11 protein-coding genes are annotated in these 15,737 nt (G+C 65.9%); 8 read left to right on the forward strand and 3 right to left on the reverse strand.

The features are described from left to right. Window positions 1-29: 29 nt before the first annotated feature. Window positions 30-2,402, reverse strand: coding sequence for a TonB-dependent receptor (locus NF699_02730; GenBank protein ID USU05634.1), 2,373 nt, complete (start codon window positions 2,400-2,402; stop codon window positions 30-32). A 149-nt stretch (window positions 2,403-2,551) separates the two neighbouring features. On the opposite strand from NF699_02730, the gene NF699_02735 reads away from it, so the two are divergent. The 6 genes from NF699_02735 (at window position 2,552) to NF699_02760 (ending at window position 11,796) form a co-directional block, all read left to right on the forward strand. Beyond that, window positions 2,552-3,232 (forward strand): GntR family transcriptional regulator, encoded by a 681-nt coding sequence (locus NF699_02735; protein ID USU05635.1) that lies wholly within the window; start codon window positions 2,552-2,554, stop codon window positions 3,230-3,232. 459 nt (window positions 3,233-3,691) lie between these two features. Further along, window positions 3,692-6,829 carry an autotransporter outer membrane beta-barrel domain-containing protein gene (locus NF699_02740; protein ID USU05636.1) on the forward strand — a complete coding sequence of 1,046 codons (3,138 nt, stop codon included), beginning with the start codon at window positions 3,692-3,694 and terminating at the stop codon, window positions 6,827-6,829. A gap of 133 nt (window positions 6,830-6,962) precedes the next feature. Beyond that, window positions 6,963-7,466, forward strand: coding sequence for an RNA polymerase sigma factor (locus tag NF699_02745; GenBank protein USU05637.1), 504 nt, complete (start codon window positions 6,963-6,965; stop codon window positions 7,464-7,466). Continuing rightward, window positions 7,463-8,428 (forward strand): FecR domain-containing protein, encoded by a 966-nt coding sequence (locus NF699_02750; protein ID USU05638.1) that lies wholly within the window; start codon window positions 7,463-7,465, stop codon window positions 8,426-8,428. The genes NF699_02745 and NF699_02750 overlap by 4 nt, the downstream gene beginning before the upstream one ends. Window positions 8,429-8,430: 2 nt before the next feature. Continuing rightward, window positions 8,431-10,839, forward strand: coding sequence for a TonB-dependent receptor (locus NF699_02755; protein USU06969.1), 2,409 nt, complete (start codon window positions 8,431-8,433; stop codon window positions 10,837-10,839). A 240-nt stretch (window positions 10,840-11,079) separates the two neighbouring features. Continuing rightward, on the forward strand, window positions 11,080-11,796 hold the full coding sequence (locus NF699_02760) for an IS6 family transposase (protein ID USU05639.1): 717 nt from the start codon (window positions 11,080-11,082) through the stop codon (window positions 11,794-11,796). On the opposite strand, the gene NF699_02765 is transcribed toward NF699_02760, so the two are convergent. Both NF699_02765 and NF699_02770 read right to left on the reverse strand, forming a co-directional pair. Next, on the reverse strand, window positions 11,793-12,383 hold the full coding sequence (locus NF699_02765; GenBank protein USU05640.1) for a cytochrome b/b6 domain-containing protein: 591 nt from the start codon (window positions 12,381-12,383) through the stop codon (window positions 11,793-11,795). The two genes, NF699_02760 and NF699_02765, sit on opposite strands and share 4 nt — an antisense overlap. 79 nt (window positions 12,384-12,462) lie before the next feature. After that, the gene (locus tag NF699_02770) at window positions 12,463-13,080 is read right to left on the reverse strand and encodes a hypothetical protein (GenBank protein USU05641.1); all 618 of its coding nucleotides are present in this window, start codon (window positions 13,078-13,080) and stop codon (window positions 12,463-12,465) included. A 154-nt stretch (window positions 13,081-13,234) separates the two neighbouring features. Between NF699_02770 and NF699_02775 the strand changes: the two genes are divergently transcribed. Together NF699_02775 and NF699_02780 are read left to right on the forward strand one after the other, a co-directional pair. Continuing rightward, window positions 13,235-13,975: an aspartate/glutamate racemase family protein gene (locus tag NF699_02775; GenBank protein USU05642.1), complete on the forward strand. Its 741-nt coding sequence runs from the start codon at window positions 13,235-13,237 to the stop codon at window positions 13,973-13,975. After that, window positions 13,972-15,618, forward strand: coding sequence for an alpha/beta hydrolase-fold protein (locus NF699_02780; protein USU05643.1), 1,647 nt, complete (start codon window positions 13,972-13,974; stop codon window positions 15,616-15,618). The genes NF699_02775 and NF699_02780 overlap by 4 nt, the downstream gene beginning before the upstream one ends. Window positions 15,619-15,737: the final 119 nt, after the last annotated feature.

Consider the following 15,737-nt stretch of genomic DNA (forward strand, 5'->3'; position numbering starts at 1 on the left):
GGTGCTGGAAGAGGATGTTTGGCTTAGCATCAGAACTTAAGCCCGAACCGCGCACCGATCGTCCGAGGAGTGCCAACGGCACAACGATATACGGTTCCGCCGGTATTCCGATCTCGAAGGCCAAATACACTGTCGAGAACTTGTGGAAAGATGTAGGTGCAATAGCCTTTGTCGGTGAGGTTCTCGCCGTAAACGGAGATCGAATAGCGATCGTCCGGAGCCGAAATGGTGAGGCGTGCGCCCAGCAGGCTATAGCCTTTCTGAATCGCCTGGGGATTCGCGTTCGAGTCCGCGTTCAGGCTGGTATCAGAAATGAAGGACAAGTCGCCGCGTAGCGAGGCTGTCCATCCCGAAGCGGTCAGATCGAAGTTATATTCTGCGCCGGCCGAGCCCTGCCATTTCGGGGAATAGTTGTTGCGCTTTCCGGTGAGGTCCTGCGTGCCGCCAAAACCCGGCAGTCCGGCAGCGTTGCGATAGCTCAGGAACTCGCTGTCTAGATAGGCAACCGCTCCGTTGATGCGGAAGCCGCGAGCAGGGATCAGGGTCGCTTCCGCCTCCACGCCCTGCTGGCGGAGCGAACCGACGTTCTTCACGGTCGTGGTGACGCCGTCGAAGCCGCGATCCTGATAATCGCTGATGTCCATGCGGAACGCGTTGGCATTGAGGGTCAGAAAGCCGCCCCATTGCGACTTGAACCCGGCCTCGTAGTCGTCGACGAGTTCGGAGCCGAACACGCGGGCGTTGCCCAGAGCAACGGTGCCGCCGCCGGAGTTGAAGCCGCCTGACTTGAAGCCGGTAGAGTAGTTTGCGTACAGAAGGACATCGCGCACTGGCTTCCAGGAGAGGTTTGCGCGCCAGGTGAAACGGCCGTCCTTGAAGCCGAGATCCGAGGATTCCGCGCCGCGCAGCAGGCGAGCTGCGGGATTAGCAATCCGCTGCACGAAGCTGCCGTCCTTATCGTCATGGGTGTAGCGGCCGCCTAGCGTGATATCGACGGTGGGCGTCAGCGCGTACGTTGCCTGCAAGTAGGCAGCAACGCTGTTCAGGTCCTGACGGAACTGCGCCGTACTCGCGTCGAGAAGAGGCGACGAAAGGCAGGTCGGCTGCAATGCCGCCGAGGCGAGACTCACCACGACATTGCAGAAATCGTTGGTGAAGGAGAACCGCTCGCCAATGCGGAAGTCTTCCTGGAAGTAGTACAGGCCACCGACGAAGTCGAGTTTGCCTCCCAGATACGTGTCAGAAGGCGAGATCAGTTGCAGCTCGTGCGTCTGGCTGTTCGATCGGTACGCACTGTTGCGTGCCACCGTCTGGATTGGGAGCGCCGCAAGGTCGCTGTCGATCTGGTCGTTTTTCCAGCTGCGGTAAGCGTTGATGAGGCGAAAGGTGAGGCCGCCGGACGTCTCGTACGAAAGATCGCTGGTGAGACCGAACTGGCGATCGTCAAGGTTATTGTAAATGGCGTTGCTGTTCACACGGTCGAATGGATTCAGGTCGAGCGCGATGCCGCCGAGGCGCGTCTGGAAGTTTGCCAGGGCGGTAGGGGTGAAGGTGTCGGGCTTAAACTCGATGTTGGCGCCGCCGTCGCCTGTGTTGGTGCTGAAATCTCCCCTGAGCAGCCAGGTGACGTTGTTCAGCGGTTCGAGCTTCAGGGTCGCGCGTGCCGCGATCGTGTCGGTTCCGCCGAAACGATGGTTGCCGACGCGGGTGCGGGCATAGCCGCCATAGCTACTGACCAAGCCCGCGAAGCGGAACTGCGCCTTATCCGAGAAGGGCAGGTTGATCGCCGTCGTCGCCTCGTAAGTGTCAAACGAGGCAACCTGCGCCGAGGCATCTAGCGAGAACTTGTTGGTGGGCTTTCGCGTGTGGATGCTGAGCGCCCCTACGCTCGCATTGCGGCCGAACAGCGTGCCCTGCGGCCCGCGGAGAACTTCCACGGTTTCAACATCGTAGAAGCGCCCGATCAGGGGACCGGGTCTGGGGACATAAATGTCATCCTGAAACGTGGCGACGGATGGCTCCACAGCAGTCGAGGCCGACGCGCCCACGCCGCGAACGTTGATGCGGACGGACGCGATCTGCAGCTGTCTGGTAGAGGTAAAGCTGGGCGTGATCCGGGCGAGTTCGCTGATATCGTCGACGCCAGACTGTTGCAGCTGAGCCTCTCCGAATGCAGCGATCGAGATCGGCACACTCTGCACACTTTCCGCACGCTTCTGCGCGGTGACAACGATATCCGCCAGCTCGCTTCCGGTCGGGTCAGCTTCCTGTGGCTTGGCTGCAGGGGCCGCTGCTACCGGCGCCGGATCGGACGTGCCAACGGTCTGCGCTTGCGCCAGCGATCCATGAAGGACCGCCGCGGTCATGATGGTCGAGGCGAGCAACACGCGATGATGCTTCATCTTCCTAACATCCTCCCAGACATGCCGGGCGTATTCGCCATCGGCAGGCAGGTTTTACGATCGTCCTTCCGACCAGTCAATATTCTAATAAAATATTCTATTAGAATCCTCTTGGATTGACCCTGGTAGATGCCCGGGTAGGGTGTGGCATGGGCGAAAAGGTTAAGAAGACGGACGGGACCGTGGTCGATCAGACGATCGACGCGATGCGGGCAGCGATCCGTTCTGGGCAGCTCGTCCCGGGACAGCGTCTGGTCGTAGCTGACATCACCGCGATGTTCGCTGTCAGCGCCGGGCCGGTGCGCGAGGCAATTCGACGGCTCACCGGCGAGGGTCTGATCGAGATTGTACCGCATCGCGGAGCCTCGGTCCGCCGCATTACACCGAGCGACCTGGAAGAAATATTCGAGCTGCGCGGAGCGGTGGAAGGCCTTGCCGCGCGGCTCGCCGCCGAGCGCGGAGACGCATTGCGCGCCGAGCTGTCCACCATCATGGCGGAGATGGAGCGAGTGGCCGTGGCGGAGGATATCGATAGCTATCTTGCCAACAACACTGCTTTCCACGATCTCATCTACCGAATGGCGCACAACGAGCGTGTCCGCGGACTGGCGGCGCAACTGATCCTCCCGGTGTACCAGGTCCGGCTGCCACATCGCATGAACGTAGCGGCGCTTCATCTGTCACATCGCGAACACAAGGTGATCGCCGCCGCACTTTGGGCTGGCAACGGAAACGCTGCCGAGGTCGCAATGCGCCAACACATTTTGAACGCAAAAGAGGGTTTGAAGAAGGCGCTCGCTGGCAAAACGCTGCCGCTTGGCCCCATTTAATGGGAATCTTGCCGTAACCAAACTATTACAATTCAATCGATCAGAGGCTGAGCAAAGGCATAGGATCAGCAACCCCATTTATGCGCCGCAACGGTAGAGTTCACGTCTGACACTCTCAGCGCTGTTTCATTGGCTTTTACGGCGCAGTATCTTCCGGTTGCTGTAGGCCGAGAGGGACCTTTTAGGGTCAGGACCCTAAGGAAGTGAGGAAGCAAAGCCGGCTGCCCGACACTACTCTTTTGACGCGCAAGTGCGCCAGCATGCACAGTGACTTTCCGTAAGAAATTCCGATTAAGACGCCGGCACGACGATATCAAGGAAACGGCAGGAGCAGCGTCGATATCCGAATCTGGAGTAGAAGCTCCTCGTGTTGGAACTAACCCACGCTGAACCCGCCAAGGCATCGGCGCATCGAGTCCGTCTTTCATGTCAGCAGACATCCGAAGGGGATTTGAATTCGTGTACCGCTTGCTTCTCGCGTCATCCGCCACGCTCGCCATCGCCACCGCCGCCTCGGCACAGACTGTCGTGGACACGAAACGGACCTCCGCCGTCCGCACCTCCACGGTCCGCAACGGCACCGCCGACAGCGTCAACATCGTCGCGACGGGCAGCGTGGTGCCGACGAGCGGCACCGCAGTGACGATCGACAGCAACAATGCCGTCACCAATGCCGGCACGATCCAGGTCACCGACGCCAATGGCGGAACCGGTATCCTCGTACAGACGGGGGTGAGCGGGGCGATCACCAACAGCGGCAAGATCATCATCGACGAAGGCTATACTCCGACCGATGTCGACAAGGACGGCGACCTCGACGGCTCGTTTGCGCAAGGCAGTGCCCGCACCGGCATCCGCACCGCGGGGGCGTTCATCGGCAACATCGTCAGTAGCGGCGAGATCGCAATCGAAGGCAACGATTCTGCCGGCATCTATCTGGGTGGACCGCTGACCGGCGCCTTTGGTCACAGCGGTAAAGCCAACGTGCTGGGAGACCGATCTGTAGGCGTGCGGGCCGCGGCGGTGACCGGCAATGTCACACTGGGTGGGGTCATCACCGCCACTGGCCGCGACGCGGTCGGCGCGCGGGTCGACGGCAACATCGGTGGCGCTCTGGTGATCGAGGGCCTAGTTGGCGCGACCGGCTATCGCTCCACTACACTTCCAGCCGATCCATCGAAGCTCGACGCTGACGATCTGTTGCAGGGCGGATCGGCGCTCGTCGTCGCGGGCGACGTCGCAGGCGGCATCGCCCTGTCGGGCGCGACCGACAAGGTGGCGGATATCGTGTCCTATGGCGCGGCGCCGGCGTTCCGGATCGGCGCGGCAGACCGGTCGGTGACCATCGGCTTGATCGCTGCAAGCACCCCTGCGGCGGGGCTGGCGATCAACGGCCGCGTCACGGGCAGTGGTGTCTATAGCGGGGTGGCGGCAACGGGGCTGGCCATCGGCGGACTGGGCGGCGCGGCGACGATCGCCGGCGGTGTCACTGTGGGCGGCACGGTGCAGGCCAACGCCAATGGTGCCGCGGCGACAGGGATCCGTTTCGGCGCAGGCGCGACGACACCGGAATTGCGCGTCAGTGGAGCAGTCAGCGCCACTGGCGGTGGCGCCGCTACGACGCAGTCGGTGGCGGTGCTGGTCGACACTGGCGCCGCGGTGCCGACGATCCGCAACGCGTCCACGATTCGCGCCGGCGCTACCGGTGCCACCGCGGTCGCGATCCTCGACCGCAGCGGCGGCGTCACTCTCGTCGAGAACAGTGGCTCGATCGCCGCGGCCGGTGGGGATGCCGCCCGCTCTGTCGCGATCGACCTTTCGGCCAATACCAGCGGCGCGACCGTCCGCCAGACCGCGCCGACCGCAGGCGCGGCACCAAGCATCACCGGCGCGACGCGCTTCGGAACCGGCGGCGACCGGCTCGACCTCACGGCCGGGTCGGTCAGCGGCGACGTCGCGTTCGGTGCCGGCAGCAACCGCCTCGACATGAGCGGCGTGAGCACCTTCACCGGCACGGCGACCTTCGGCAGCGGCGCCGACGGAATCGCGATCGGCGGCACCGCCCGCTTCAACGGCACGGCGGACTTTGCCGGCGGTGGTGCGGATGCGCTCGCGATCAGCGGCAAGGGCGTGTTCGCGGGGCGACTGGTGAACGCCGGCAATGTCGCGGTGAGCGTCGCGGCCGGCGGCGGCACGTTCGCAGCGAACGGCGCCACCGCGATCGGCTCGCTTGCGCTGGGCGACCAGTCGATCCTGTCGGTGGCGCTCGACAAGGCGAACCCCACCGCCAATCTGATCCAGGTGGTGGGCGCGACGACGATCGGCACAGGCAGCCAGCTGTCGCTGCGCGTCGCTGGCGGCATCGACGTCGCCGGCCGCTACGTCGTGCTGCGATCGGGCACGCTGACCGGCGCGCAGAACCTGACGCTCTCCACCGCCGCGGTGCCGTTCCTCTACAAGGGCGCCATCGTCGCCGGCGCGGCGAACGAGATCGCGGTCGACGTGGTGCGCAAGGCGAAGACGGAGCTTGGCCTGAACGCCGCCGCGACCGGCGCGTTCGATGCAGTCGACACCGCGATCGGCAGCGATGCGAAGCTCGCCGCAGCGATCCGCGGCATCTATGACGGCGCGGCGTTCCGCGCGGCGATCGACCAGATGCTGCCCAACTACTCGGGAGGCCTGTTCGAAAGCGTCACCCTCGCCTCGCGCGCCGCCGCGTCGCAACTCCGCGAACCCGCGGGCGCCTATTCCGAAGAGGGCACCTGGGGCTTCTGGCTCAGCCCGGTCGGCTATGACGCTTCCAAGGCGCAGCGCAGCACGACCAGCTACGACGTCCACGGCTGGGGCCTCAGCAGCGGGCTGGAGCGCAAGACCGCGGCGGGCAACTTCGGCGTCTCTCTCGCCTATTTGAACGGGCGCGACAGCGAGGGGCTGGCGGTCAACCGCATCAAGCACCGCCAGTATGAACTCGCCGGCTTCTGGCGCGGCCATTGGGGCGGCCTCTCGGCGCTCGTCCGCGGGTCGGCGGCGTTCGTCTCGTTCGACGCGGTCCGCCAATTTGATGGTGTGCTCGGCACCGAGACGGTGCAGCGCCGCGCCGACGCCGACTGGAACGGCATGCTCTACTCCGGCTCGGGTGCGGTGTCGTACGAACAGCCCATCGGCCAGTTCAGCCTGCGGCCGGTGCTCGCGGTCGACTATTACCGGCTCAACGAGGATGCCTATCGCGAGACCGGCGGGGGCACCGCCTACGACCTGACGGTGCGCAAGCGCAGCAGCGAAGAACTCGCGCTCACCGCCAGCCTCGCGGCGGGGATCAACTTCGGCGGCGCCAACCGCTACGACCAGTGGAGCCGGATCGAGGTCGAGGGCGGGCGGCGTGAACGCATCGCCGGCGCGCTCGGACGTACGACGGCGAGCTTCGGCAGCGGGCCGGCGTTCACGCTCGCTCCCGAGACGCGCGACAGCGGCTGGACGGGCAAGGTTCGTGCGATCACCGGCACCACCGAAGTGCGCCTGAGCGGCGAAGTCGGTGCCGAACAGCGTCTCGGCGACGTCGCGCTCTCCGCGCGCGCCGCCCTCCAGTTCGCCTTCTAGGCGAAGCACCGTGCGTCACCCCCGCACGCGTGCAGCATCGGAGCTCCACCATCCCTCCAGGTGGAGCTCCTTCTCTCTTCACGACGGTTCGGCTAGACGGCTGACTTCCCGCTCCTTCCAACCGGTTTCCGCCATGCCGCCCCCCGGATCTCCCACAGGGATCGAGGCCGTCTTCCTCGCCAATCGCGACAGGCTGGTCCGCTTCCTCGTCGCGCGCGGCGCGGGGGAGGCGGCGGAGGATCTGGCTCAGGACCTATGGATCAAGGTATCTGGGCGTATGGACGGTCCGATCAGCAATCCGGTCGCCTATCTGTTCCGCGCCGCCGACTTGCTGATGATCGACCGCTATCGCGCGCGGCGGCAGGCGGATCGGCGCGACCACGACTGGAGCGAGGGGCAGGCCGAGGCTGATCCACCCGCCGACCGCGTGATCGCGGGCCGGCAGGAGGCGGCGCGGGTCGCCGCGACGCTTGACGGACTGGGGTCGCGGACAGCGGCGATCTTTCGCCGGGCCCGGATCGACGGGGTGCCGCAGCGGCAGATCGCGGCGGAGCTGGGGATCAGCGTCAGCACGGTCGAAAGCGATCTGCGCATCGCCGCCCGCGCGCTCGCGGACCTGAAGGAGCGGATGCGATGACGGATCGGCATATTGACAACGAGGCGCTCGACTGGGCGATCCGCATGGCAGAGCCGGACGCCGATTGGGACGCGTTCATGCATTGGCTGGAGGCGGATGCGACCCGCTCCGAGCGCTACGATCGCGCAATGGCGATGCTCGACGAGGCGACGGACGCCATAGCGGCCCAGCCTGCGCCAGCCATCTCGGCACAGCCCGCGCAAGCCGCCCTTACGCGGACGCCGCCGATCGCACCCGCTGCCGAACCGAGGGGGCGCTCGTCGCACCGACGCTGGATCGGCGGGGCGATCGCGGCGGCATTGACCGCGGCGGTCGGCCTCGGCGTGTGGACGCAGCAGCCGCAGTCCTACACGATCGCCACCGCGGCGGGCGAACAGCGAACCGTCACGCTCGGCGACGGCAGCAGCGTCGTGCTCGCCGGCGATTCGTCGGTGCGGCTCGACCACCGCAACCCGCGGGTGGCCACGATCGACCGGGGCGAGATGCTGTTCCGGGTCCGGCATGACGCGGACCGCCCGTTTGCGGTTCAGGTCGGCGGGTTGCGGCTGGTCGATCTCGGCACCGTGTTCGACGTGAAGCTGGCGGGCGAGCGCACCCGAGTCGCCGTGGCGGAGGGCGCGGTGATGGTCGATCCCGAGGACGCGGCGCTCCGCCTCGATCCGGGACAGGTGGTCGTCGCCCAGGGCGGCACGCTGGAGCGAGGCGAAACCGCCGTCGCGGACGTCGGCAGCTGGACGGACGGGCGGCTCGCCTATGACGACGCTCCACTCGCCGAAGTTGCAGCGGACCTTTCGCGGCAGATGGGGCGTCGCGTGGTTGCCGGGCCGGGAGTGGCGTCCAGGACGTTCCGGGGCACTCTCAACGTGCCGACCGTCCGCGAACGTCCCGCGCTGCTGGGTACGCTGCTCGACGTGACGGTCCATCAGGACGCGGAGGGATGGACGCTGGAGCCGCGCCGGTGAGAATGACGGGAGGCGCCGTCGCGGCGCTCCTCGTGGCAGCGGCTCCGGCGGCTGCGGAGCCACTGAGGCTGGACCTGCCTGCTGGCAGCGTCGGCCAGCAAGTGATGGCGCTTGGCCGCGCCGCGCGCATCAGCGTCGTGGTTCCGGATGCGCGCCTTTGGGCGCGTCGCGTCCCGACCCTGCGCGGCGCATGGCGTACCGAGGCGGCACTCGCTCTGATCGCGCGACGGGCGAACGCGCGGGTGGAGATCGTCGGGCCGAACAGCTGGCGGCTTGTGCCGCAGCCGATCGCCCGGATGATCGCCAGGCCGTTACGGGGGCCGCTCGCGCCACGATCCCGATCGGGTCCGGACGTCGGCATCGACTCTGGAGCCGACATCGTCGTCACCGCCAGCAAGCGCGACACGACCCGCGATCACTTCGCCGGACAGGTCGCGCGCGTGTCCGGGGGCGAACTCGAATTCGGCGGTGCGGGTGGGACGGAACGGCTCGCGGACCGGCTGACCAGCGTCGCCTCCACCTACCTCGGCGCTGGCCGCAACAAGCTGTTCATCCGCGGCATTGCCGACTCCAGCTTCACCGGCCCCACCCAAGCTACCGTCGGCCAGTATTTCGGCGACCTGCGGCTCAGCTACAACGCCCCCGACCCAGACCTTCGCCTGTCGGACCTGGCCGCAGTCGAAGTGCTGGAGGGGCCGCAGGGCACGCTCTACGGCGCGGGGTCGCTCGGCGGTCTGATCCGGCTCGTGCCCAACGCCCCCGATCCGTCGCGCTTCGGCGGCTCGGCGATCCTTGGCGGCTCTGCGACGACGCACGGTGCGCCGGGCCTCGACACTCAGCTGGTCGCCAACGTTCCCATCCTCACCGACCGGCTCGCCATCCGCCTCGTTGCCAACGCCGCCAGCGAAGGCGGCTACATCGACAAGCCGCTGCTCGAGCGCACCGACGTCAACCGCACTCGCATCCACGGCGGGCGCGCCGCCGCGCATCTCGACATCGCTCCCGGCTGGAGCGTCGAGCTGATCGGCATCGGCCAGCGCATCCGCGGCGCCGACAGCCAATATGCCGACCGTGACGGGCGGCCGCTCAGCCGCTCGGCCCCGGTCACCGAAGGGTTCGCCGCCGACTTCGGCCAGGCGCAGTTCGTCCTCGCCGGTGCATTCGGTGCCGTCCGCTTCCGCTCGACCAGCGGCATCACGTCGCACGACCTGATGGAGCGCTACGACGCGACCGCACCCGACGGCCCGCCGCGGCTGTTCGCGCAGACCAACCGCACGCGGATGCAGGCGAACGAGACGCGCGTCTGGTCGTCGCGCGCCGACGGCTCGGGCTGGCTCGCAGGCTTCAGTCACATCCACAACCGCACCCGCCTGACCCGGCTCTATGGAGCGCCGGACGCGCTGCGACCCACCACCGGCGTCGTCAACGGGATCAGCGAGACGACCGTCTACGGCGAGGGCAGCCTGCGCCTGTTGCCCGGTCTGCTGACCACCGGCGGGCTGCGAGTCACCCGGTCGGTGCTCGACGGCCAGGGCGCGGACGTGACGCAGCGTGTCACGCTGGCGCAGCTTGCGATGACTGCGAGCCACGCGCAGACGATCGTGCTGCCCTCGGCCTCGGCGCTGGTCGACCTGACGCCTCGGGTGCAGCTGTTCCTGCGCTACCAGCAGGGGTTCCGCCCCGGCGGCCTCGCGATCGAGGGCGACTTCGTCCGCCGCTTCCGCAACGATCGGGTTGCGACGATCGAGGCTGGGCTGCGCACGGCGCGGCCCGGTGTTGAATGGTTCGACGGTGCCTTGACGCTGGCACATACCTCGTGGCGCGACATTCAGGCGGACTTCATCGACGGATCAGGCCTCCCGAGTACCGCCAACATTGGTGACGGCCAGCTCTGGACGGTCGAGGCGACGCTTGGCGCGCGTCTTACTTCTGCGGTGCGGATTGAAGGTGCCGCCTCCTACAACGACAGCCGCATCGATGAACCTTCAAACGCCAGGCTATTTGATCTCGTCGGCAGCCCCGCCGCCGATTCGGCAACCGCCCGTGCGCAGTTGCTCGCACGTCTAAGCCAGATCCCGAACATCGCTCGCTTCACCGCTCGTATCGGCGCCGTTTACCGGCAACAGCTCGCCGGCACGAAGGACATCAAGATCGACGGCTGGGTTCGCTACGTCGGATCGTCACGTCTCGGCGTAGGGCCGGTGCTAGGACAGAGCCAGGGCAGCTTCCTCGACACGGGGATCACTGCTCGGCTGGGGCTTGGCAGGCTCGGAGTAACGGCCGGCGTCACCAACCTCGCCGACGTTCGGGGCAATCGCTTCGCACTCGGAACGCCATTCACTACCGGTCGCGATCAGGTGACGCCACTGCGCCCGCGCACGCTTCGGATAGGAATCGACACCAAGTTATGATCGTCCGGCTCCGGATGTGCGGGTGAGGACGACCTTTGACGAGCACGGATGAGCAGTCGCCCTCTGCCTCTAGACGGAGACGTTTCGATATACCCTTGATGCGCGAGCTGCAGACTCGAGAAGCTGCCTGCCTGCGCCTCGTCGCTCAGGATACCTTCTTGTGGATGCATCGTGCTGATCGGCTCCGTCAAACCAAATGCACGAGGTGTCCTGAAGCGCTGAACGGAGTAGGGCGGGGGCATGCCCCGCGCCCGCAAGCCAGCCTCGCCGTTTCGCTGTTTCAACTCCTCGCCGGAGGTGATCCGGCTGGTGGTGCTGATGTACGTGCGCTTTCCGCTGAGCTTGCGGAACGTGGAGGATCTGCTGTTCGAGCGCGGGATCGACATCTGCCACGAGACGGTCAGGCTGTGGTGGAACAGGTTTGGTCCGCTGTTCGCAGGCGACATTCGCCGTCAGCGGGTCAACCGCATGCGGGGGTTCCGCCACTGGCGCTGGCACCTGGACGAGATGTACGTGAAGCTGAACGGCGAGATGGTCTACCTGTGGCGAGCGGTCGACCATGAGGGTGAGGTGTTGGAAAGCTACGTCACCAAGACGCGGGACAAGGCTGCCGCGCTTACTTTCATGAAGAAGGCGCTCAAGCGGCACGGTTCACCCGACGGCATCACCACTGATGGCTTGCGCAGCTACGGTGCCGCAATGAACGAGCTGGGCAATCGCGAGAAGCAGGAGGTGGGGCGCTGGGCCAATAATCGGGTGGAGAACTCGCACCTGCCGTTCCGACGACGAGAGCGAGCGATGCTCAGGTTCAGGCAGATGAAGACGCTGCAGAAGTTCGCCTCCGTTCACGCCAACGTTCACAACCACTTCAGCCTCGAGCGCCACCTCATCGATCGACAAACCTACCGGGAAAGACGCTCCGCCGCCCTGGCGGAGTGGCAGGTGCTCGCCAGCTAAGCTGCTGCTTTTAAAAACCGGACTGCATCTTGTGGAGAGCGGTTCGCACTAGACTGACAGCACCCTAGAACCTCATGCCAGAGATGGCGCGGGCGCATTTCGCTCGAAGACGGCAACAGGTCGCGCCGGAGGTGACCGAGCACCAGCGCGGTGGCGAGGTAGAGAAGCCCGTTGGCGACGAAGAGCCAGGCGAAGAAGAAGTGCCAGCGCCGGCCGGTGGCGAGGTCCTGGCCAGACGGCAGCGTGATCCACGACGGAAAGCCGCGCATGACCAACTCTCCATCCTGGCGAGACACGCCGAGGAGGCCGGTGGTGTCCACGTCGTGTCCGCTCAAGTGCAGCACGCCGCGCTGGCGGTCGCCTTCGCCCGTTGCCTCAATCCGGGCGAGGTAGGGGTCTGCATCCGCCCCAATCTGACCCCAGTGCAAGGACGGATAGGCGTTGAGAATCTGAAGCCCGCTGAGCAGCAGCACCGTAAGGCACAGCACGTTGATCCAGTGCGTGATGCGGGTCACCACGCCATGGCGATAGGTGAGCACGCGCCGCGGTGCAGGGGGACGCACCGGCAGAAGAAGTTGGTCGGGCATCGCGGCCTCTCGAAGGGGAACTGGGGTGGCGCCGGCAACCCCGGAGGGGGGTGGGGGCAGGGCTGCCGGCGCCGTCGCCTCACATCGGCGGGACGACACCATTCTTGCCGACCACAACCTGATGCGCGACAAGCTTGCCGCCGGCCACCTCGGCGCCGACGAAGACCCGTGCACCGGGTTTCAGATCGGCCGAGGTAGCCGGCGCAAAGGTGACCACCGGCGCCGAGGGCGGGATGGTAATGTTCTTCTGGCCGCCGCTGTACGACAGGCTGACGGTCTGGCCGTTCACGCCCTTCACCTTGCTGGTCACGGAGGCGTTGGTCATCGAGCTCTGCGGCTTGAGATCCCAGCCATAGCTGCCTTCGCCGAGGCCCTTGAGCGCCGGCGGGAAGATCAGCACCTCCAAGGCGCGGTCACCCTTTGCATTCTTGGTGGAGGCGATGCCGACGAAGTCGCCAGGCTTGATCGCGGCGACTGATGAGCGCGCGAGACTGGTGATCTTCCAGCCGTCCGCGAGTGCGACATCGACGACTTTGCCCTCGCGCGACTTGACCTTGAGCGAGGTGGCGCTCGCGCTGATCACGGAGCCGCGAACATTGGAACGGCCGGCATTCTGGGCGAACAGGCTGCTGCCCGAGACAGCCACCAGCGCCGCCGCGGCGACGGCACCTGAGCGCATCAGATTGATCTTTGACATGGCATTTCCTTCCGAAACTCCGTGGGGACGGGACCACCCTGTCCCTTCAACTGACCACCTACCTACTAGACGGTAGCTCGTCAAGCGAGTAGAACAGGTTCAGCTAGTCACGTCCGTGCTACCCTGGCCTTCACACCTGAACCGGAGAACCATCTTGCGCATGATTGGCCTGATCGGGGGCATGAGCTGGGAAAGCTCGGCGGAATACTATCGCATCATCAATGAGGAGGTGCGCGGTTGTCTCGGGCCGACAGCCTCGGCGCACTGTCTGCTCTGGTCGTTCGACTTCGCTGAGATCGAGGCCCTCCAGCATGCGGGCGAGTGGGGCATCCTGGCCGAGCGACTTGCTGATGCGGCACAGCGGCTGGAGGCGGCGGGGGCGGAGCTGCTGGTGATCTGCACCAACACCATGCATCGGATGGCTGACGACGTGCAGCGCGCCATCGGCATTCCGCTGCTCCACATCGCCGATCCCACGGCGGAGCGGATCGTCGCTGACGGACTCCGCAAGGTCGGCCTGCTCGGGACGGCGTTCACGATGGAGCAGGACTTCTACAAAGGACGGTTGCGCGAGCGATACGGCATGGATGTGATCGTGCCGAACGTCGAGGACCGTGCGACTGTTCACCGCATCATCTACGAAGAGCTGGTCGCCGGACGCGTCGAGGCGTCCTCGCGCGATGCCTACCGGGAAGTGATCGCGCGCTTGGTCGCCGGCGGTGCCCAGGCGGTAATCCTCGGCTGCACCGAGATCATGCTTCTGGTCGGAAGGGATGACAGTCCGGTGCCGATCTATGACACCACCACGCTGCACGCCATCGCCGCCGTTGATCACGCCCTGAATGGAAGCAGAGCCGGCATAACGCGAGCAATAACAGGAGAAGCACAGCGATGATCGGGGCCGGAGACTATCACCTCTCCCGGGCGAGGGCGGGGCGTCTTGTCACCTTGGCGGGATCGGCCTTGTTCCTGCTCGCCGCCGCGACGCCCGAGACCCGCATCACGGTGACGCTACCACCCACCCTCGCGGCTGACGCGGGCGGCCGATTGCTGGTGTTCGCGGAAGCCGTGACGAACGAGAGCCCGGAGAAGGAGGACGTCGACTTGGGGCGGGCGGCTGGGGCTGTATCGGTCACCGGCAGGGACGTGCGGGAGTTCGGCGCCGAACGGTCGGTCGTGATCGACGTGCGGGATGCTGCCTACCCGAAGAGCTTCGCCGCTCTCCAGCCGGGAACCTACCATGTGCAGGCGGTGCTCGATTGCAACGGCGACTACAACTACGCCGGCCGGGGAGCGGGCGATCTCGTGTCGAAAGTGGTCACAGTCACTTTCCCGCTCACCACGCCGCCCGTTATCCCGCTCGATCATATGGTGCCGCCTGAGCCCGACCAGTTCGACACTGCCGGGCTGCCGCCCGTCGCGGCAGAGCAGATCGCGGCGTCGCGATCGCATCTGCACGAGGAGCGCATCGCATCGCCCTTGCTGACGCGTTTCCACGGTGGGGCACAGGCGATCCGCGCCTGGGTGCTGACGCCGCCGGGCTACGATCCGCATTCGCGGGTGACCTATCCGACGGTCTACACCGCCGGCGGGTTCGGCGCGACGCACCGGCTCAACGGGCAGCAGCTGTCACAACAGTGGCACCTGATGGAAAACGGCGCGCTTCCGCCGATGATCTGGGTCGCGCTGGACTTCTCCTCGCCGACCGGAGCGACCGAATTCGCGGACAGCGCGAACACCGGTCCTTGGGGCGAGGCGCTGGTGGGCGAGGTGATCCCCGCGCTTGAAGCCAGGTACCGGATGGACGCAAAGGCGTCCGGACGCTTCCTGACGGGACACAGCTCGGGCGGTTGGTTCGCGCTGTGGACGATCGTCAGCCATCCGGAGATGTTCGGCGGCAGCTGGGCGACGTCGCCCGATCCAGTGGACTTCCACGAGTTCCTTGGAGCCGATCTCTATGCCCCCGGAGCCAATCTGTTTCGACGCGCCGATGGCACACCGCGCCCGCTCGAGCGAGATCATGATAGGGTAATTGGGACGATTGAGGACGCTGTGAGGCTGGAGCGCGTGCTTGGTCGCGAAGGCGGCCAGCTCCGCTCATTCGAATGGACCTTCTCGCCGCGGGGCGCTGATGGCAGACCCCTCAAGCTCTTCAACAGAGTGACCGGCGGAATCGATCCAGCGGTCGCGGCCTATTGGCGCGACCATTACGACATCGCACATCGGATCGAAGCGGATTGGCCGCGCCTGGCGCACAATCTCGATGGTAAGGTCCACGTAGTCGTCGGCACCGAGGACTCTTACTATCTGGACGGCCCGGTGCACCGGCTGGATGCGGCATTTCGCAAGGTAGGCGGCAAGGCCGAATTCCGTTACGTCGCTGGCGCGACCCACGCGGTGTCGATGCTTTACGCCAGAGATGGTGATCGCAACGCATTGTGGAAGGAGATGACGCGCGGGATGTATGCCGTGGCCCGCCCGACGACCGGGCGCGCGGTGCGATCTGGCGCCGTCGGGGACGCAAAGCCTGCCAGCTGACCTCCACGGTCTGCAAGCTGTCGAGCCGGCCTTCCGAGATCGTTACCTTGTATGCGGTTAACACGCCTTGCTTCGTGACAATGCCTACGTCTCGAGCTTGGATGGCCTAGCGCAGTCTC

The sequence above is a fragment of the Sphingomonadaceae bacterium OTU29LAMAA1 genome (assembly GCA_024072375.1).
Lineage (GTDB): Bacteria > Pseudomonadota > Alphaproteobacteria > Sphingomonadales > Sphingomonadaceae > Sphingomonas.

Excerpts from the sequence above, each read along its gene's own strand:
- NF699_02730 (USU05634.1), bottom strand. The coding sequence starts at position 2,402 with ATGAAGCATCATCGCGTGTTGCTCGCCTCGACCATCATGACCGCGGCG.
- NF699_02735 (USU05635.1), top strand. The coding sequence starts at position 2,552 with ATGGGCGAAAAGGTTAAGAAGACGGACGGGACCGTGGTCGATCAGACG.
- NF699_02745 (USU05637.1), top strand. The coding sequence starts at position 6,963 with ATGCCGCCCCCCGGATCTCCCACAGGGATCGAGGCCGTCTTCCTCGCC.
- NF699_02750 (USU05638.1), top strand. The coding sequence starts at position 7,463 with ATGACGGATCGGCATATTGACAACGAGGCGCTCGACTGGGCGATCCGC.
- NF699_02755 (USU06969.1), top strand. The coding sequence starts at position 8,431 with ATGACGGGAGGCGCCGTCGCGGCGCTCCTCGTGGCAGCGGCTCCGGCG.
- NF699_02760 (USU05639.1), top strand. The coding sequence starts at position 11,080 with ATGCCCCGCGCCCGCAAGCCAGCCTCGCCGTTTCGCTGTTTCAACTCC.
- NF699_02765 (USU05640.1), bottom strand. The coding sequence starts at position 12,383 with ATGCCCGACCAACTTCTTCTGCCGGTGCGTCCCCCTGCACCGCGGCGC.
- NF699_02770 (USU05641.1), bottom strand. The coding sequence starts at position 13,080 with ATGTCAAAGATCAATCTGATGCGCTCAGGTGCCGTCGCCGCGGCGGCG.
- NF699_02780 (USU05643.1), top strand. The coding sequence starts at position 13,972 with ATGATCGGGGCCGGAGACTATCACCTCTCCCGGGCGAGGGCGGGGCGT.